General features: G+C 62.5%; 18 protein-coding genes. 8 read left to right on the top strand and 10 right to left on the bottom strand.

Features of this window, described 5'->3' with window-relative positions:
• Positions 1–59: 59 nt before the first annotated feature.
• Both CXQ81_RS10265 and CXQ81_RS10270 read right to left on the bottom strand, forming a co-directional pair.
• Complete coding sequence (locus CXQ81_RS10265; RefSeq protein WP_087088936.1) at positions 60–359, bottom strand: YciI family protein; 300 nt, start codon at positions 357–359, stop codon at positions 60–62.
• A 1-nt stretch (position 360) separates the two neighbouring features.
• The gene (locus tag CXQ81_RS10270; protein ID WP_053260088.1) at positions 361–957 is read right to left on the bottom strand and encodes a septation protein A; all 597 of its coding nucleotides are present in this window, start codon (positions 955–957) and stop codon (positions 361–363) included.
• An 87-nt stretch (positions 958–1,044) separates the two neighbouring features.
• On the opposite strand from CXQ81_RS10270, the gene CXQ81_RS10275 reads away from it, so the two are divergent.
• The 5 genes from CXQ81_RS10275 to rluB all read left to right on the top strand — a co-directional run bounded on the left by CXQ81_RS10275 (position 1,045) and on the right by rluB (position 5,823).
• Positions 1,045–1,908, top strand: coding sequence for a PHP domain-containing protein (locus tag CXQ81_RS10275; RefSeq protein ID WP_007930079.1), 864 nt, complete (start codon positions 1,045–1,047; stop codon positions 1,906–1,908).
• 13 nt (positions 1,909–1,921) lie between these two features.
• Positions 1,922–2,551 (top strand): L-threonylcarbamoyladenylate synthase, encoded by a 630-nt coding sequence (locus CXQ81_RS10280; RefSeq protein WP_009042694.1) that lies wholly within the window; start codon positions 1,922–1,924, stop codon positions 2,549–2,551.
• Positions 2,552–2,671: 120 nt separating this feature from the next.
• The gene (locus CXQ81_RS10285) at positions 2,672–3,370 is read left to right on the top strand and encodes a ScpA family protein (RefSeq protein WP_172962981.1); all 699 of its coding nucleotides are present in this window, start codon (positions 2,672–2,674) and stop codon (positions 3,368–3,370) included.
• A 12-nt stretch (positions 3,371–3,382) separates the two neighbouring features.
• Entirely contained in the window at positions 3,383–4,405 is a 1,023-nt protein-coding gene (gene scpB / locus CXQ81_RS10290; protein WP_101337148.1) for an SMC-Scp complex subunit ScpB, read from the top strand.
• 203 nt (positions 4,406–4,608) lie between these two features.
• On the top strand, positions 4,609–5,823 hold the full coding sequence (gene rluB / locus CXQ81_RS10295; RefSeq protein ID WP_007930085.1) for a 23S rRNA pseudouridine(2605) synthase RluB: 1,215 nt from the start codon (positions 4,609–4,611) through the stop codon (positions 5,821–5,823).
• Positions 5,824–5,930: 107 nt separating this feature from the next.
• Here the strand turns inward: rluB and CXQ81_RS10300 are convergent, their stop codons facing one another.
• Entirely contained in the window at positions 5,931–6,890 is a 960-nt protein-coding gene (locus tag CXQ81_RS10300) for a leucyl aminopeptidase (RefSeq protein ID WP_101337149.1), read from the bottom strand.
• Between the two features lie 70 nt (positions 6,891–6,960).
• A complete protein-coding gene (locus tag CXQ81_RS31190) occupies positions 6,961–7,098 on the bottom strand; it encodes a hypothetical protein (RefSeq protein ID WP_007930088.1) in 138 nt (45 codons plus the stop codon).
• A 1,055-nt stretch (positions 7,099–8,153) separates the two neighbouring features.
• Here CXQ81_RS31190 and CXQ81_RS10305 point away from each other — a divergent pair.
• Together CXQ81_RS10305 and arfB are read left to right on the top strand one after the other, a co-directional pair.
• Positions 8,154–9,575 (top strand): amino acid permease, encoded by a 1,422-nt coding sequence (locus tag CXQ81_RS10305; protein ID WP_007930090.1) that lies wholly within the window; start codon positions 8,154–8,156, stop codon positions 9,573–9,575.
• Between the two features lie 104 nt (positions 9,576–9,679).
• Entirely contained in the window at positions 9,680–10,093 is a 414-nt protein-coding gene (arfB, locus tag CXQ81_RS10310) for an alternative ribosome rescue aminoacyl-tRNA hydrolase ArfB (protein WP_007930091.1), read from the top strand.
• Here arfB and CXQ81_RS10315 read toward each other — a convergent pair.
• The 6 genes from CXQ81_RS10315 to phhA form a co-directional block, all read right to left on the bottom strand.
• On the bottom strand, positions 10,090–11,289 hold the full coding sequence (locus tag CXQ81_RS10315) for an MFS transporter (RefSeq protein WP_101337150.1): 1,200 nt from the start codon (positions 11,287–11,289) through the stop codon (positions 10,090–10,092). The genes arfB and CXQ81_RS10315 overlap by 4 nt on opposite strands.
• 113 nt (positions 11,290–11,402) lie before the next feature.
• On the bottom strand, positions 11,403–11,585 hold the full coding sequence (locus CXQ81_RS10320) for a hypothetical protein (protein WP_053277930.1): 183 nt from the start codon (positions 11,583–11,585) through the stop codon (positions 11,403–11,405).
• A gap of 81 nt (positions 11,586–11,666) precedes the next feature.
• The gene (locus tag CXQ81_RS31445) at positions 11,667–11,798 is read right to left on the bottom strand and encodes a hypothetical protein (protein WP_007930094.1); all 132 of its coding nucleotides are present in this window, start codon (positions 11,796–11,798) and stop codon (positions 11,667–11,669) included.
• Positions 11,799–12,022: 224 nt separating this feature from the next.
• Positions 12,023–13,216, bottom strand: coding sequence for an amino acid aminotransferase (locus CXQ81_RS10325; protein ID WP_087088926.1), 1,194 nt, complete (start codon positions 13,214–13,216; stop codon positions 12,023–12,025).
• The gene (locus CXQ81_RS10330) at positions 13,216–13,572 is read right to left on the bottom strand and encodes a 4a-hydroxytetrahydrobiopterin dehydratase (protein WP_007930096.1); all 357 of its coding nucleotides are present in this window, start codon (positions 13,570–13,572) and stop codon (positions 13,216–13,218) included. The genes CXQ81_RS10325 and CXQ81_RS10330 overlap by 1 nt, the downstream gene beginning before the upstream one ends.
• A 69-nt stretch (positions 13,573–13,641) precedes the next feature.
• The gene (gene phhA / locus CXQ81_RS10335) at positions 13,642–14,433 is read right to left on the bottom strand and encodes a phenylalanine 4-monooxygenase (protein ID WP_007930098.1); all 792 of its coding nucleotides are present in this window, start codon (positions 14,431–14,433) and stop codon (positions 13,642–13,644) included.
• Positions 14,434–14,738: 305 nt separating this feature from the next.
• On the opposite strand from phhA, the gene CXQ81_RS10340 reads away from it, so the two are divergent.
• Positions 14,739–16,304 (top strand): sigma-54-dependent transcriptional regulator, encoded by a 1,566-nt coding sequence (locus CXQ81_RS10340; RefSeq protein WP_101337151.1) that lies wholly within the window; start codon positions 14,739–14,741, stop codon positions 16,302–16,304.
• The last annotated feature ends 210 nt before the right edge of the window (positions 16,305–16,514 follow it).

Genomic DNA, 16,514 nt, shown 5'->3' on the forward strand with positions numbered 1-16,514 from the left:
AGAATAATGAGCGATTGAGAGCGCGATGAACCGATAAGGTTCACCGCGGGGGAGAGGATTTACGGCAGGACTTGCTTGAACGGCTTGACCACGACGTTGGCATAGACACCGGCGGCGACGTAAGGGTCGGCGTCGGCCCAGGCCTGGGCGGCGTTCAGCGAGTCGAATTCGGCGACGATCAGGCTGCCGGTGAAACCCGCGGCGCCAGGATCATTGCTGTCGACGGCAGGGTGTGGCCCGGCCAGTACCACGCGACCTTCGGCCTTGAGCTGCTGCAACCGCTCCAGATGCGCCGGGCGCGCGGCCAGGCGGTTTTCCAGGGAGTTGGCGACGTCTGTAGCAATGATTGCGTAAAGCATGTCAGTCCTCGGTTTTCGACGTGGTGGGTTCGGTGTCGTGAAGATGGCGCGACAGGTAAATGCCCTGGCCGACCAGGAACAGCACGGTCATGCCCAGGCTGCCGAAGACCTTGAAGTCGACCCAGATGCTCTGGAAGGTGAAGGCGACGAACAGGTTGGCGGCGCCGCAGAACAGGAAGAAGGCGATCCAGGCGATGTTCAGGCGGGTCCAGACCGGATCCGGCAGGCTCAGCGCGTGGCCCATGATGCGCTTGATCAGCAGGCGGTCGCCGATGAAATGGCTGCCGATAAAGGCCAGGGCGAACAGCCAGTTGACCACCGGTGCTTTCCACTTGAGGAAGGTCTCGCTGTGGAAGGCCAGGGTCAGGCTGCCGAACACCAGGCAGGCGACCAGGGTCAGCCACTGGCTTTTCTCCAGCTTGCGCTGGGAGATGAACAGCGCGCCGTAGACCACCAGGGAACTGATGATCAACACCGCCGTGGCGCTGTAGATACCGCCTACGGTCAGTTGTTGACCGGCAATGTCGACGACTCGGGGATCGATTTTGTAGACGATGAAAAACAGGAACAGCGGGATGAAGTCGATGAATTGTTTCACAGTGGCAGCCAGAAGCAGGATGTGGCGGCATAATAACAAACATCCATGGTAGCGAAAGCGCCAGCTGACTTGAGGTTGAACAGTCCCGTGAATGTTGATTTGCACTGCCACAGCACGGCCTCCGATGGCGCCCTGGCGCCCGCGGCTCTGGTTGCGCGTGCGTTCGAGAAAGGCGTGCGAGTCCTGGCCCTGACCGATCATGACACCCTGGAAGGCCTCGACGAGGCGCGCCTGGCGGCCCATGAACTGGGCATGCAACTGGTCAATGGCGTCGAATTGTCCTGCACCTGGGGTGGGGCGACCATTCATGTGCTGGGCTACGGCTTCGACGTCAATGCACCGTCATTGGTCGAAGCCATCGGCAAATTGCACGACGGTCGCTGGCTGCGGTCCGAAGAAATAAGCCGCAAGCTGGCGCTCAAAGGAATGCCGGGCGCCCTCGAAGGGGCCCGGGCGATCCAGCAGGAACTGGGCGATAGCGGCAATGCGCCGGCCCGGCCGCACTTCGCCGATTACCTGGTGCGCGCCGGTTTCGTGAAGGACCGCGCCGAAGCTTTTCGCAAATGGCTGGGGGCCGGCAAGCTGGGCGACGTCAAGCAGCACTGGCCGACCCTCGAGGAAACCGTCGAGACGTTGCGCGCGGCGGGGGCCTGGGTCAGCCTGGCGCATCCCTGGCATTACGATTTCACCCGCAGCAAACGTCGCCGCCTGATTGCCGACTATATTCAAGCAGGTGGCCACGCGATCGAGGTGGTCAACGGCCATCAACCCGCCGAGCAGGTGGGCAGCCTGGCCATCCTTGCTCGGGAGTTCGGTCTGCTGGTGAGCGCCGGCAGTGATTTTCATGGCCCTGGAGGCTGGTCCGAGATAGGCGAGTATCGCCCTGTTCCGGAGGATCTGCCGCCGCTCTGGTGTCGGTTCAAACATGACCCAATTATTGCCGCCGTCTGAACAGGTAGAGAATGTGAGTCAATTTTTCCAGATTCATCCGGAAAACCCGCAACCGCGCCTGATCAAACAGGCTGTCGAAATCATCCGCTCAGGGGGCGTGGTGATTTACCCGACCGACTCGTCCTACGCCATTGGCTGCCAGATCGGCGACAAGAGCGCGGTCGAGCGCGTGCGGCGCCTGCGGCAACTGGATGACAAACACAACTTCGCGCTGATCTGCAGCGACCTGTCGCAGCTGGGTCTGTTCGCCAAGATCGATACCGGCACCTTTCGCCTGCTCAAGGCGCATCTGCCTGGGCCTTATACCTTCATCCTCAACGCCACCCGCGAAGTGCCGCGGCTGTTGCTGCACCCGAAGAAACGCACCATCGGCCTGCGGGTGCCGAGCCATCCGATCGCCCTGGCGCTGCTGGCCGAACTCGGCGAGCCGCTGATGAGCGTCAGCCTGATCATGCCCGGCGAAACCGAGCCGATGAACGACCCTTATGAAATGCGCCAACTGCTCGAGCATCAGGTCGACCTGATCATCGATGGCGGTTTTGGCGGCATCATGGCCTCCACCGTGATCAACCTGGCCGATGGCGAGCCGGAAGTGATCCGTATCGGCTGCGGCGACCCGGCTCCCTTCATGGTCGAGGCCTGAATGTCCGCAGTGGAACACGTCGACGACCAGGCCGGAGCGCAGCAGGAGCTGCCCTTTGCGATGGTTTATGGCCAGGCGGTCATGGAAATGCCGCTGGACCTGTACATCCCGCCGGACGCCCTGGAAGTATTTCTCGAAGCCTTCGAAGGCCCGCTCGACCTGCTGTTGTATCTGATCCGCAAACAGAACATCGACATCCTCGACATCCCGGTGGCGGAAATCACCCGCCAGTACATGGGCTATGTCGAGTTGATGCAGTCGGTGCGCCTGGAACTGGCCGCCGAATACCTGGTGATGGCGGCCATGCTCGCCGAGATCAAGTCGCGCATGCTGTTGCCGCGCTCGGCCGAGGTGGAAGAGGAAGAGGAAGACCCGCGCGCCGAATTGATCCGTCGCCTGCAGGAGTACGAGCGCTTCAAGGCCGCCGCCGAAGGTATCGACGGCCTGAGCCGGGTCGGCCGCGACGTCATAGTGCCCAAGCTCGACGCCCCGGAAGCCCGGGCGCGCAAGTTGTTGCCGGATGTCGCCCTGGAAGAGGTGCTGATGTCCATGGCCGAGGTGTTGCGCCGTGGCGACATGTTCGAAAGCCATCAGGTCAGTCGCGAGGCGCTGTCCACCCGCGAGCGCATGAGCGAGGTGCTGGAGCGGCTCAAGGGCGGTGGTTTTGTGCCCTTTGTCGAGCTGTTCACCGCGGAAGAAGGACGCCTGGGGGTGGTGGTGACCTTCATGGCGATCCTCGAACTGGTCAAGGAATCCCTGGTCGAGCTGGTACAGAATGAGCCCTTCACGGCTATCCATGTGCGGGCACGAGCCGAATAACGAGCTGAAACAATGAATCTGAATGAACCCCGCGAGCTGGCGCCACTGCTTGAAGCCTTTCTGTTGGCCTCGGGAAAACCGCAATCCATGGAGCGCCTGTTCGAACTTTTCGAGGAAGGCGAGCGGCCGGACCCCGCGGTCTTCAAGAAGGCCCTGACCATTCTTGGCAAGTCCTGCGAAGGGCGGGCCTTTGAACTCAAGGAAGTGGCCTCCGGTTATCGCCTGCAGGTGCGGGAAAAGTTCGCGCCCTGGGTCGGCCGTTTGTGGGAAGAACGGCCCCAGCGTTATTCCCGGGCGATGCTGGAAACCCTGGCGTTGATTGCCTACCGCCAGCCGATCACCCGGGGCGAAATCGAGGATGTGCGGGGCGTGGCGGTCAATAGCCAGATCGTCAAGACCTTGCTGGAGCGCGAGTGGATTCGCGTGGTCGGCTACCGTGACGTGCCAGGCAAGCCGGCGATGTTCGCCACCACCAAGGCGTTTCTCGATCATTTCAACCTGCAGAACCTCGACGACCTGCCGCCGCTGGCCGAGCTGCGCGAAATCGAAACCGAGCCGGTCCTCGACTTCGACGACGCACCGGTGCCTGCCAGCCTGCAAGCTTTGGCCGACGCCAGTGCCGAGCCGGAAGAGCCGAAGGAAGAGACCAGTTTCCACACCTTGCTGCTGGAGCTGGACTCGATGGAGGAGGGGATCAAGACCGACTTCGACGATCTGCATCGCGATGGCGCGGTGGATTCGTCCGGGGACGATGTGATTGCCGGCGCCGAGGTGGGCGCCGAGATCAGGGCCGAAGCGCACACTCGTGCCGAAGCCGAAGTACAAGTCGAGCACGATACCGAACTCGAAGCGGACGCCGACGACGAACAGGAAGTCGATGACGATGTGCTCGGCGTCGCCGAAGCCCGCGCCAAGCTGCTGGCCGCCGTGGCAGCGCTGGAACCGCCGGCTCCGGAACTGAGCGACGAAGAGGCCGAAGCCCTGGCGCTGGCCGAGGCCATCGAGAACGAAAGACGCCTGCTCGAAGACGATTGAGACGCCTCGGTCGCCCAGGTGCCTGCGCTGCCACCGGCCAGCGGAAAAATCGGTAGGCCACCACTTATCGGCTAGTCTCTGATGCGCAACCGACGCCATGAGCGTATGATTCGCGACCCTTTGGCGATCCCTTCGCCACAAGACCTGTTTTTATTACTGTTCAGGCCGCTCAAGCCTGAATCGACACACCGGGAGGTGCCCAGATGAGTGAAGATCAGCAAGACCAACAGGAAATCGGCCCAGCAGGCGAAAAGCTGCAGAAAGTCCTCGCCCGTATCGGTGTCGGCTCGCGCCGTGACGTAGAGTCCTGGATCAGCCAGGGCCGGATCAAGGTCAATGGCAAAGAGGCCACCCTTGGCCTGCGCGTCGACCTGCACGACGCCATCTCCATCGATGGCAAGGTGATCAAGCGCGAAGAGGCGTCCGAATCGGTCCGCCGCGTGATCATGTACAACAAGCCCGACGGCGAAATCTGCACCCGTGACGACCCGGAAGGCCGCCCGACCGTGTTCGACAAGCTGCCGCGTCCGCGAGAAGGCCGCTGGATCAATATCGGTCGCCTCGACATCAACACCACCGGCCTGCTGATGTTCACCACCGACGGTGAGCTGGCCAACCGCCTGATGCACCCGTCCTATGAAATGGACCGTGAGTACGCGGTACGTGTGCGTGGCGAAGTCGACGACGAGATGATCGAGCGCCTGAAAGCCGGCGTGATGCTCGAAGACGGCCCGGCCAAGTTCACCGACATCCAGCAGGCGCCCGGTGGTGAAGGTTTCAACCACTGGTACCACTGCGTGGTGATGGAAGGCCGCAACCGTGAAGTACGTCGCCTGTGGGAATCCCAGGGCCTGGTGGTCAGCCGCCTGAAGCGCGTGCGTTTCGGTCCGGTGTTTCTCAACTCCGACCTGCCGATGGGCCGCTGGCGCGAAATGAGCCAGTACGAAGTGGACGTCCTCAGCGCCGAGGTTGGCCTGACGCCGGTGGCGATGCCGCAGCTCAACGCCAAGAGCAAGGACAAGCTGGAACGCATGCAGCGCAAATCCTCGCGCCCGGTGGGCAAGAGCGAGCGCGTGCGGACTCTGCGTCCGGCCCATGGCGCGCCTGCTGCTGGTGCCCCGCGCCCGTCGCGCGAGCCGCAGATCGAAGGCGAGCGTCCAGGCCGCAAGCCCGCGCCACGCCAGGATGGCGAGCGCGCTCCACGGGCGCCGCGTCCGGCTGCCGGTCGGGGGGAATCGGGTCGTGGTACGCCAGTGGCGGATCGTCCGAGCGACACCAAGCGCCCGGCCAAGCCAGCGCCGAAGTCCAAGCGTCCGGGCATCGTCCTGGTCGACAAGGACGCACCGTCGGGCAAGCGCCGTGGCGCCCCGGCCGGTTCCGGCCAGCGCCCGGGGTTCGGTCGCCGCAAGCCCGAGTGAGGCAGCCTTGAGCTGCAAGCTGTAAGCGACAAGAAAAAACGCCAACCTCAGGGTTGGCGTTTTTTTTTGCCTCTATGTAGCCGCAGGCTGCGCCAGCGGCTACAGGCTCAGAACACGAACCTGCCATCGAACACCGGCTTGTCGTCCAGCGCCAGCACCCCGCTGGCAAAGATCAGGTCCAGGTGATGGCTGCCCTTGGCGCCACCGCCCAGCCCCAGGTGCAGGCCGCAATGGCGCTCCTCGAAACCCGAGTTGCGCGCGTAGAGGTCTTTCACTCCTTCGTTGGTGCCGATGCCCAGTTCCTCGATGCGCCGGTTGGATGGGTTGGCATCCAGGTATTTGTTGAAGTCCTCCGCCAGCCCCGGCACGTCGGTGGCGATGCGGCTGATGGTGGAGTTGTCGATCCACAGTTCCAGCGGCGATTGCAGCACGCCGTACTTGCGCGCGAAGGGGATGGTGCCGAGGAAGGTGCCGACGAATTTCACCCGGCCATTGATGGCCTCGCTGTGGCTGGCGATTTCTCCGGGCGCCAGGTCGTAGTTGCCCACGCCGTTGATGTTGGTCCACTTCTTGATGCTGTCCAGCGGTGCTTCGAAGTACGAGCCGTGGTCGTCGCGAAAGCTCAGGGTGGTGGCCTCGGACATATGCTGGATCAGGGTCGCGTTGAGCTCGGCGATGCGTTGCGGCTCGACGCTGAAGGTGTCGTAGAAGTAGTCGCCGTAGTCCTTGAACAGCAGCGACTTCTTCCAGTTCTCGGCCATCACGCCCTGCAGCGCCTGGATGAACTCCGGGCCTTGCGGGCGGGGCGGCGAGAGGGTGGAGGAGTCGTAGAAGAAGATATACAGATCGCAGTCGGCGATGGCCTGGGCCAGCGCCGAGGTGGGTTCGAGGTCGAGGCGCAGGGCTGTGAAACTGAAGGGCTCACCGGCCTGCTCGATGATGGCGGCGCTGGTGGCGGCATATTCGGCGGTGTGGCCGATCAGGACCCTGGCGCTCTGTCGCTCGGCCAGGGCCGGATGGTGTTCGAGGTAGTAAAGGAAATGCCGGATGGCAGCGGTGTTGTCCATGGATCCTCCCTGACAGACAGCGGATGGAGGCAGGGGCGACCGCCGGGCCGCTCCTGCCTGAAGGCCCTTTTTACAAAGGCCACATCGCCGTGCCGAACGGTACTACCGCGTCGGCCTGCATCATTTCCACCGCGGCCTCGTGGGTCGCTGCTTCAAACCAATCGTCCAGTTGCAGTTCAGTGTCCAAGTCTTTTTCCAGTGCTTGCATCGTGAATCTCCTAGATGACTTTTTCGGATAAAAGCAGTTTCGGATAAGCAGTCGGTGAGACGGCTCGGGCGTTCTACGGGGAGTGCTTGAAAGCCCCAACTGCTCAACGTGGCCGCTCGGCTTGCCAGGGGTGTGGTCCGGCAAGTGGCTGGAAACCTAGTCCAGGGTTTTTTGAAATGCAAAAAAATAATTGAATTATTTTTATTGAACTTTTTGTTCTGTTTTTGTGCTGGAAAATTATCAAGAAAAAACAAAAAGCTGAGCGAGCAGACAGATAAAAAAGCGCTGGCCGTCAATTTGCAGTCGCCGATGTCACTGATCTGAAGTGGAAAAAATACGTTCCGCCTTGTAAAGAAATGCTTACGAAAAACCCGCTATCGATTCATCGAATCGACCCTTGTTCGGCGCTGTAAGAAAAACCTTCCGTTGTTGCCTCGATACAGCCCGCCGCCGGGCTCCAAGCCGCTTGTTCCGCGGCCTCAAGGCAGGTGTGATGCAGCCCATGCCTGTGTGCAGGTGCATAACAAGAAGGAGGCGCAATGAACGCCGTGGCTCACCTCAACCGATTCCCTCCGAAGGGCGATTGCTGTCGTACCTTCGTCGACGACCCCGACGGGTCTGTCCCGAACCTTGCCGCCGATGCCGAGCATCGAGCTGGCCCCGTGCGATTCCGGCACCCGACGCGCTGATAAGCCGCGTCTGGCGGCAGGGAGTCAGGGGTGTACAATGCGCGGCGTTTTAACTGTGACCCAACTGCGTATCCGCGCATTTTGCGCCTCAACGACTGGTTTCGACGCGTGACGAGCTCTGGCTCGAATGCTCGAGACACGCTCCCAAGGCCAATAATCTCAAGGCTATCCGCCTTGTTCACTCCGCCACGTCACAAGCGTGGTGGGTTCGATTTCGTCACAGATAAAAACAAACAGGTGACGCATGACCGTTAAACAAACGCTGAACTCCTGGTGCCTGCGCTGGGGTTTGATCCGCGCTGCTTAAGCCTGCTGTCGGCTGCAACGTCTATCGAACATCATCAAACCTTGCGTGAGACCCTTTTCATGAGTGGACAAAACTCGCATTCAGGCGAGCTGAAGCGCGGCCTGAAAAATCGCCATATTCAACTGATCGCCCTGGGCGGCGCGATCGGTACCGGATTGTTCCTGGGCTCCGCCGGCGTGCTCAAGTCGGCCGGGCCGTCGATGATCCTCGGCTACGCCATCTGCGGCTTCATCGCTTTCATGATCATGCGCCAGCTCGGCGAGATGATCGTCGAAGAGCCGGTGGCCGGTTCCTTCAGCCATTTCGCGCACAAGTACTGGGGCGGTTTCGCCGGTTTCCTGTCGGGCTGGAACTGCTGGATTCTGTACATCCTGGTGGGTATGTCGGAGCTGACCGCGGTCGGCAAGTACGTGCACTACTGGTGGCCGGACGTGCCGACCTGGGCCTCGGCTGCGGCGTTCTTCGTGCTGATCAACCTGATCAACCTGGCCAACGTCAAAGTCTTCGGTGAAGCCGAGTTCTGGTTCGCGATCATCAAGGTGGTGGCCATCGTCGGCATGATCGCCCTGGGCAGCTACCTGCTGGTCAGCGGTCACGGCGGCCCGCAGGCTTCGGTGAGCAACCTGTGGGAGCACGGCGGGTTCTTCCCCAATGGCGTCAGCGGCCTGGTGATGGCCATGGCGATCATCATGTTCTCCTTCGGCGGCCTGGAGATGCTCGGGTTTACCGCGGCCGAGGCCGACAAGCCGAAGACCGTGATTCCCAAGGCCATCAACCAGGTGATCTACCGCATCCTGATTTTCTACATCGGTGCCCTGGTCGTGCTGTTGTCCCTGACCCCATGGAACAGCCTGCTGGAGACCCTGAATGCCTCCGGCGATGCCTACAGCGGCAGCCCGTTCGTCCAGGTGTTCTCGATGCTGGGCAGCGATACCGCGGCGCACATCCTCAACTTCGTGGTCCTGACCGCGGCCTTGTCGGTGTACAACAGCGGCACCTACTGCAACAGTCGCATGCTGCTGGGCATGGCCGAGCAGGGCGACGCGCCGAAAGTCCTGGCGAAGATCGACAAGCGCGGCGTGCCGGTGATGTCGATCCTGGCCTCGGCGGTGGTGACCTTCGTCGCCGTGGTGCTCAACTACCTGATCCCGCAGCACGCCCTGGAGCTGCTGATGTCGCTGGTGGTCGCCACCCTGGTGATCAACTGGGCGATGATCAGCTACTCGCACTTCAAGTTCCGCCAGCACATGAACCGCACGAAACAATCGCCGTTGTTCAAGGCGCTGTGGTACCCCTACGGCAACTACGTCTGCCTGGCGTTCGTAGTGTTCATCCTCGGCATCATGCTGATGATCCCGGGCATCCAGATCTCGGTGTACGCGATTCCGGTCTGGGTCGCTTTCATGTGGGTCTGCTACGGCATCAAGAACAAGCGCAGCGCGCAGCACAGCCTGCAGGCGGCCAACGCTTCACTGAAGTGAGGCTCGCGCGGTAACGGAAAACCCGGCTTTGGCCGGGTTTTTTGTGGGCGCTGCAAATCCGCAGGCGCGGTATCCTGAACGCCCTGAAAGCGGATGCCTTTTCCATGCTGGTGATTTCCAACAACGTGCATCTGCCGGATGCCGAGATCGAATTGACCGCCATTCGCGCGCAAGGCGCGGGTGGGCAGAACGTCAACAAGGTCTCCAGCGCGGTGCACCTGCGCTTCGACATTCCGGCCTCGTCGCTGCCGCCGTTCTACAAGGAGCGGTTGCTGGCGCTGCGCGACAGTCGCATTACCAGCGACGGGGTGATCGTCATCAAGGCCCAGCAATACCGGACCCAGGAGCAGAACCGCGCCGATGCCCTGGAGCGTCTGGTGGAGCTGATCCTCGGCGCCATCAAGGTGGAGAAGAAGCGTCGGCCGACCAAGCCGACCCTGGGCTCGAAGACCCGGCGCCTGGAGTCCAAGAGCAAGCGGGGCAACATCAAGGCCGGTCGCGGCAAGGTCGACTACTAACGCTCGCTGCGCTCCTCGCGATACTTTGGCGCCTGGCGGTACAGGTAGAGGCTCAGCAGCAAACCGCTGCAGGCGGCGAGGGCGGCGAACAGGAAGATCGAGGCAAAACCGAAACCGGCGGCGATCGCCCCGGCCAGCGGTCCGGTGATTCCCAGTGACAGGTCGATGAACAGCGAATAGGCACCCACCGCCGCGCCACGGCTGGAGGCGGGAACCAGGTTGACCGCTTCCACCCCCAGCGCCGGGAACACCAGGGAGAAGCCGAAGCCGCTCAACGCCGCGCCGGCCAGCGCCCAATGGGCATCCGGCGCCAGCCACAACAGCAACAGGCCCAGGGTTTCCACCGACAGGCAGGCGATTGCCACGCGAAAGCCGCCGAGGCGGTTGATCAGGTTGCCGAACAGCAGGCGCGCGCCGATAAAGCTGGCGCCGAACAGGCTCAGGCACAGCACCGCGTTGGACCAGTTCTGGGTGGCGTAATACAGGGTGATGAAGGTGGCGATGGTGCCAAAGCCGATCGAGCCCAGGGCCAGCCCGCAGCCGTGAGGGAACACCCGGCCCAGGACATGGATGAACGGCAAGCGCTCGCCGGCGACGATCGGCGCCGCCAGTTTCGGCCAGGCCAGCGCCAGGCCCAGGAGCGCCAGGAGGATGATGCTCACGCCCATGCTCCACAGCCCCAGGCGATCCACCAGCAACACCCCCAGCGGCGCGCCGACGGCCAGTGCGCCATAGCTGGCGATGCCATTCCAGGAAATCACCTTGGCGGTGTTCTGCGCGCCGACGCGGCCGATGCCCCAGCCGATGGAGCCCGAGCCCACCAGGCTCTCGGCGCTGCCCAGCACCAGGCGCCCGACCAGCAGGCTGGCCAGGCTCAGCACCGGCAAGCTGTGCAGCCATGCCGACAACAGCATGAACACACCGCTCAGGCCGCAGCCGGCCAGGCCGTACATCACCGCGCGCTTGCTGCCCAGGTTGTCGATGATCTTCCCGGCATAGGGGCGGCTGAGCAGGGTGGCCAGGTATTGCACGCTGATCACCAGCCCGGCGATCACCGCGCCAAAGCCCAGCTCGCTGTGCACGTATCCCGGCAGCACGGCCAGGGGGATGCCGATGTTCAGGTAGCCGATAAAGGTGAAAAGGACGATGGAGACGACTTGCAGCGTGACCGCCAAGGGGCGCTGGGTATCTGGCATGGGAAAGGTCCACGGACGCGGCAGAGATAGATAGGCTGCTTATGATACCGAGGGTTGAAACGATTCAGGTGGAGAAATCGATGGGTTGGCGCAAGTTTTTGCGCGCCACGGGTTCAGGCTTGGGCTGGGGCCAGCAATTGCGTGGTGACCAGGGCGGCCAGGGCGTTTTCCTGGGTGCCGAAGCGGGCCAGCAGGGCGGCCTGTTTTTCCGGCGTCAGGCGGTTCCAGATCTCGATCATCTTTTCGGCGGTGCCGATCAAAACGCTGGCTTGGGTTTCGCTGAAGGCGTCGGTCATGGAGGCGGTTCTCGAAAGCGGGTTTCAGGCGGTGTGGAAAGCGCATCAAAGAGCGCTTTCCACACGGTCTGGGTGTTGCGGTCAGTCTTCGCTGTCGGCCTTGTGACCGGGTGCGGCTTCTTTCGGCTCGGGCTGTTGGGCGCCGGCTTGTTGCGGGGTTGTCTGCTCAGTTTCGTGCAGGCTTGGGAAGGGGAGATTAGGAATCTCGTGCATGTTCGTTGCTCCTCGCAAGGTCTGTTTTTTAAATCGCTGGGTAGATCCGCGCTTTTAAAAAGCCTGGGCAGGATACAGCACTGGAAATGACAAAAAGATTTTTATCACGGCTTTTAGGATGAAAGGAGTTTCATCGGGCGGGGGATCATTGAAGAGCATCGCGAGCAAGCTTGCTCCTACAGGCAGGTGCTTTTGTAGGAGCGAGCTTGCTCGCGATCAGGGTGTCACTTGCAGACTTCGGCGATGGCTTCGGCCAGCAGGTCCAGGCGGGTGGCGTCGATGCCAGCGACGTTGGCCCGGCCGGAGCTGACCATGTACACGCTGTGCTGATCGCGCAGTTTGCCGACCTGTTCCGGCGTCAGGCCAGTGTAGGAGAACATCCCGCGTTGCACGCCGATGTGGGCGAAGCGCTCGGCCAGGCCGAAGGGTTGCAGCGCCTCCACCAGGCCTGAACGCAACTGGGCGATGCGCAGGCGCATGGCTTCCACTTCGTCGGCCCAGAGGCTTTTCAGCTCCGGGTCGCCGAGGATGGTGGCGACCACCGCGGCGCCGTGATCCGGCGGGGTGGACCACAGGTTGCGGGCGATGTGGGCCAGCTGGCTGCGTACGTCCAGCAGCTTTTCCGCGTCCCGGGTGCAGACGATCAGCGCGCCGGTGCGGTCGCGGTACAGGCCGAAGTTCTTCGAGCAGGAACTGGTGATCAGCAGCTCGGGCAGTTCGGCCGCGAACAGCCGTACCGCCCAGGCATCCTGCTCCAGGCCGTCGCCGAAGCCCTGGTAGGCGAAGTCGATCAGCGGCAGCAGGTTGCGGCTGCGCACCACGTCCAGCACCCGATGCCAGTCGTCGTGGCTCAGGTCGAAACCGGTGGGGTTGTGGCAGCAAGCGTGCAGCAGTACCACGTCGCCCTTGGGCACCTGGTTCAGGGTCGCCAGCATGGCCTCGACGTCGAGGCGGTTGTCGCTGCCGACGTAAGGGTAGTGGCTGACCTGGATGCCGGCGGCGGCAAAGATGGTTTCGTGGATCGGCCAGGTCGGATTGCTCAACCACACGCCACGGCCCGGCAGGCAGTGGGCGATGAAGTCGGCGCTCAGGCGCAATGCGCCGGTGCCGCCCGGGGTCTGGGTGGCGCCGGCGCGGCGTTCGGCGATCAGTTGCGAATCGGCGCCCAGCACCAGTTCATTGATCACCTTGCCAAAGGCCGCGTCGCCGTGGCCGCCGATGTAGATCTTGGTGGTCTGCCGGTCGACCAGGCGCTGCTCGGCCAGCTTGACCGACCGAGGGATCGGCGTCAGGCCCTGGGAATCCTTGTAGACACCGACGCCGAGGTCGAACTTGCGTGGGTTGCTGTCCGACGCATAGGCCTCCATCAGGCCAAGAATCGGGTCGCCGGGTACTCGGCCTATGGCGTCGAAATGCATTACTTGCGTCCTTCTGCGGTCTTGGCCACTTCGTCGGTGCGAGCGGCCATGATGAAGTCGTTGCGGTGCAGGCCCTTGATGGAGTGGCTCCACCAGGTCACGGTGACCTTGCCCCATTCGGTGAGCAGGCCAGGATGATGACCTTCTGCCTCGGAAATTTCACCCATTGCGTTGGTAAAGGCCAGGGCGAACTTGAAGTTTTTGAACAGGAAGACTTTTTCCAGTTGCATGACGCCATCGCGCACTTCGATGTTCCAGTCGGGGATCTGCTTGATCAGTACCGGCAGTTCTTCGTCGCTGACTTGTGGGGCATCGGCGCGGCAGGCTTCGCAATGGGCTTGGTTGAGAGCGGTCATGGTGGGTTCCTGAAATCGGTTCTTGTTGGAAATTACGGGTTTTATGAGCGCCGCGCGAGGGCAGGGCGCTCAGGCCGCCTTGGGTTTGGGCGGAAACTTGGGGGCGTGCAGGCCCATCTGCATGCCCTGGTGCACCAGGGCCATGATGTCTTCATGGGCCAGGTCGAACAGGCGCTTGAGGTTGGGCAGCACAAAGTAGATGGGTTGCAGGATGTCGATGCGGTACGGGGTGCGCATCGCTTCCAGCGGGTCGAAGGCCTGGTGCTCGGGCACGTCCGACAGGCAGTAGACGGTTTCCTTCGGCGAGGAAAGGATGCCGCCGCCGTAGATGCGCTGGCCTTGCGGGGTGTCCAGCAGGCCGAATTCGATGGTCATCCAGTACAGGCGCGCCAGGTACACCCGTTCTTCCTTGGTGGCCTGCAGGCCGAGCTTGCCGTAGGTGTGGGTGAATTCGGCGAACCAGGGGTTGGTCAGCAGCGGGCAGTGGCCAAAGATCTCGTGGAAGATGTCCGGCTCTTGCAGGTAGTCCAGTTCTTCGCGGGTACGAATAAAGGTCGCGACCGGAAACTGTTTGCTGGCGAGCAATTCGAAGAAGGTCTGGAAGGGAATCAGCGCCGGCACCCGGGCGACCTGCCAGCCGGTGGTTGCGCCCAGCACCTTGTTGATTTCGCCCAGCTGCGGGATGCGGTCGTGGGGCAGGCCGAGTTTCTCGATGCCGTCCAGGTATTCCTGGCACGCGCGACCCTCGATCACTTTCAACTGACGGGTGATCAGGGTGTTCCACACCGCGTGTTCTTCATCGGGGTAGTGGATAAAACCTTGCGCGTCGGGCTCGCGGGCCACGTACTGCGTCTGCTTCATGCTGCTCTCCTGTCAGGGGCTGCTTCTTGTTATCAGTTGACGCTAGAGATAACCCAAGGTTGCAGCCCATGCAGCAGGTTGACGTGAACGTAATGGGCGGATCAGGGCTGATTTCGTAAAGTTTTCGTTACGAAAGCGTTGCGGGTCCGCTATTACTGAGAATAGTCGATTTGAAAAGGTCGGCGACTGTCACATAATCTTGACGATTATCTGCGTCACACCGCAGAAAGTTCCTGTCGAACGGTGCCAAAAGTGCCGCTTTCTGGCATTCACGCCCTCTATTACCTGTCTCGGGCCTTCCTTCTATGCGTATCAAAGTCCACTGCCAGAATCGCATCGGCATCCTGCGCGACATTCTCAACCTGCTGGTGGAGTACGGCATCAACGTGGCCCGGGGCGAGGTGGGCGGGGAGCATGGCAATGCCATCTACCTGCATTGCCCGAACCTGATCAATCTGCAGTTCCAGGCATTGCGGCCGAAGTTCGAGTCGATCGCCGGGGTGTTCGGGGTCAAGCGGGTCGGGCTGATGCCCAGCGAGCGACGGCACATGGAACTCAATGCCTTGCTCGGGGCCCTGGAGTTTCCGGTGTTGTCCATCGACATGGGCGGTTCCATCGTCGCCGCCAACCGCGCGGCGGCGCAGCTGTTGGGCGTGCGGGTGGACGAGGTGCCGGGGATTCCACTGTCGCGCTATGCCGAGGATTTCGACCTGCCGGAACTGGTACGGGCCAACAAATCGCGGATCAACGGCCTGCGGGTCAAGGTCAAGGGTGACGTGTTTCTGGCGGACATCGCGCCGCTGCAATCGGAGCACGACGACAGCGAGGCCATGGCCGGCGCGGTGCTGACGCTGCACCGCGCGGACCGGGTCGGCGAGCGCATCTATAACGTGCGCAAGCAGGAACTGCGAGGCTTCGACAGCATCTTCCAGAGCTCGAAAGTCATGGCCGCGGTGGTCCGTGAAGCGCGGCGCATGGCACCGCTGGACGCGCCGCTGCTGATCGAGGGTGAGACCGGCACCGGCAAGGAACTGCTGGCGCGCGCCTGCCACCTGGCCAGCCCGCGCGGGCAATCGCCGCTGATGGCGCTCAACTGCGCCGGCCTGCCGGAATCCATGGCCGAGACCGAGCTGTTCGGCTACGGGCCGGGGGCCTTCGAAGGTGCGCGGGCCGAAGGCAAGCTCGGGCTGCTGGAACTGACCGCCGGCGGCACGCTGTTTCTCGATGGGGTGGGCGAGATGAGCCCGCGCTTGCAGGTCAAGCTCCTGCGTTTTCTGCAGGACGGCTGCTTCCGTCGGGTCGGTAGCGACGAAGAGGTGTACCTGGACGTGCGGGTGATCTGTGCGACCCAGGTCGATTTGTCCGAGCTGTGCGCCCGCGGCGAGTTCCGCCAGGACCTGTATCACCGCCTCAACGTCTTGTCGTTGCACATCCCGCCGCTGCGCGAGTGCCTCGACGGCCTGACACCGCTGGTGGAGCACTTCCTCGACCAGGCCAGCCGGCAGATCGGCTGCGCCTTGCCCAGGCTGGCGCCAGCGGCCATGGAGCGCCTCAGTCATTACCACTGGCCGGGCAACGTGCGGCAGCTGGAAAACGTGCTGTTCCAGGCGGTGTCCCTGTGCGACGGCGGTACGGTGAAGGCCGAGCACATCCGCCTGCCGGACTATGGCGTGCGCCAACCCCTTGGTGACTTCTCCCTGGAAGGCGGGCTCGACGACATCGTCGGGCGCTTCGAAAAGGCGGTGCTCGAACGCCTGTATTCCGAGCACCCCAGCAGCCGCCAGCTGGGCAAGCGCCTGGGCGTGTCGCATACCACCATCGCCAACAAACTGCGCGAATACGAAGTCGGCAAGAACACCGACAAAAACTGAATCCTGTAGCCGCTGCCGCAGGCTGCGATCGGCTGCGCAGCAGGCGCCAGACCTTAAGTCTGCGATCGGGTCGAGGTCATGCGTTGCCAGCCTTGCGAGTCCTGCGGCCTCGATCGCAGCCTGCGGCAGCGGCTACAGGAGCAGCGGCGAGGCAGGGGAGTGCCCTGGAGGCCGAGGCTTGCCGTAAGCGGCATGTCTGCGCCGGTTTTT

The organism is Pseudomonas sp. 09C 129, assembly GCF_002843625.1.
Lineage (GTDB): Bacteria > Pseudomonadota > Gammaproteobacteria > Pseudomonadales > Pseudomonadaceae > Aquipseudomonas > Aquipseudomonas chlororaphis.

Excerpts from the sequence above, each read along its gene's own strand:
- CXQ81_RS10265 (WP_087088936.1), bottom strand. The coding sequence starts at position 359 with ATGCTTTACGCAATCATTGCTACAGACGTCGCCAACTCCCTGGAAAAC.
- scpB (WP_101337148.1), top strand. The coding sequence starts at position 3,383 with ATGAATCTGAATGAACCCCGCGAGCTGGCGCCACTGCTTGAAGCCTTT.
- rluB (WP_007930085.1), top strand. The coding sequence starts at position 4,609 with ATGAGTGAAGATCAGCAAGACCAACAGGAAATCGGCCCAGCAGGCGAA.
- CXQ81_RS10300 (WP_101337149.1), bottom strand. The coding sequence starts at position 6,890 with ATGGACAACACCGCTGCCATCCGGCATTTCCTTTACTACCTCGAACAC.
- CXQ81_RS31190 (WP_007930088.1), bottom strand. The coding sequence starts at position 7,098 with ATGCAAGCACTGGAAAAAGACTTGGACACTGAACTGCAACTGGACGAT.
- CXQ81_RS10305 (WP_007930090.1), top strand. The coding sequence starts at position 8,154 with ATGAGTGGACAAAACTCGCATTCAGGCGAGCTGAAGCGCGGCCTGAAA.
- arfB (WP_007930091.1), top strand. The coding sequence starts at position 9,680 with ATGCTGGTGATTTCCAACAACGTGCATCTGCCGGATGCCGAGATCGAA.
- CXQ81_RS10315 (WP_101337150.1), bottom strand. The coding sequence starts at position 11,289 with ATGCCAGATACCCAGCGCCCCTTGGCGGTCACGCTGCAAGTCGTCTCC.
- CXQ81_RS10320 (WP_053277930.1), bottom strand. The coding sequence starts at position 11,585 with ATGACCGACGCCTTCAGCGAAACCCAAGCCAGCGTTTTGATCGGCACC.
- CXQ81_RS31445 (WP_007930094.1), bottom strand. The coding sequence starts at position 11,798 with ATGCACGAGATTCCTAATCTCCCCTTCCCAAGCCTGCACGAAACTGAG.
- CXQ81_RS10325 (WP_087088926.1), bottom strand. The coding sequence starts at position 13,216 with ATGCATTTCGACGCCATAGGCCGAGTACCCGGCGACCCGATTCTTGGC.
- CXQ81_RS10330 (WP_007930096.1), bottom strand. The coding sequence starts at position 13,572 with ATGACCGCTCTCAACCAAGCCCATTGCGAAGCCTGCCGCGCCGATGCC.
- phhA (WP_007930098.1), bottom strand. The coding sequence starts at position 14,433 with ATGAAGCAGACGCAGTACGTGGCCCGCGAGCCCGACGCGCAAGGTTTT.
- CXQ81_RS10340 (WP_101337151.1), top strand. The coding sequence starts at position 14,739 with ATGCGTATCAAAGTCCACTGCCAGAATCGCATCGGCATCCTGCGCGAC.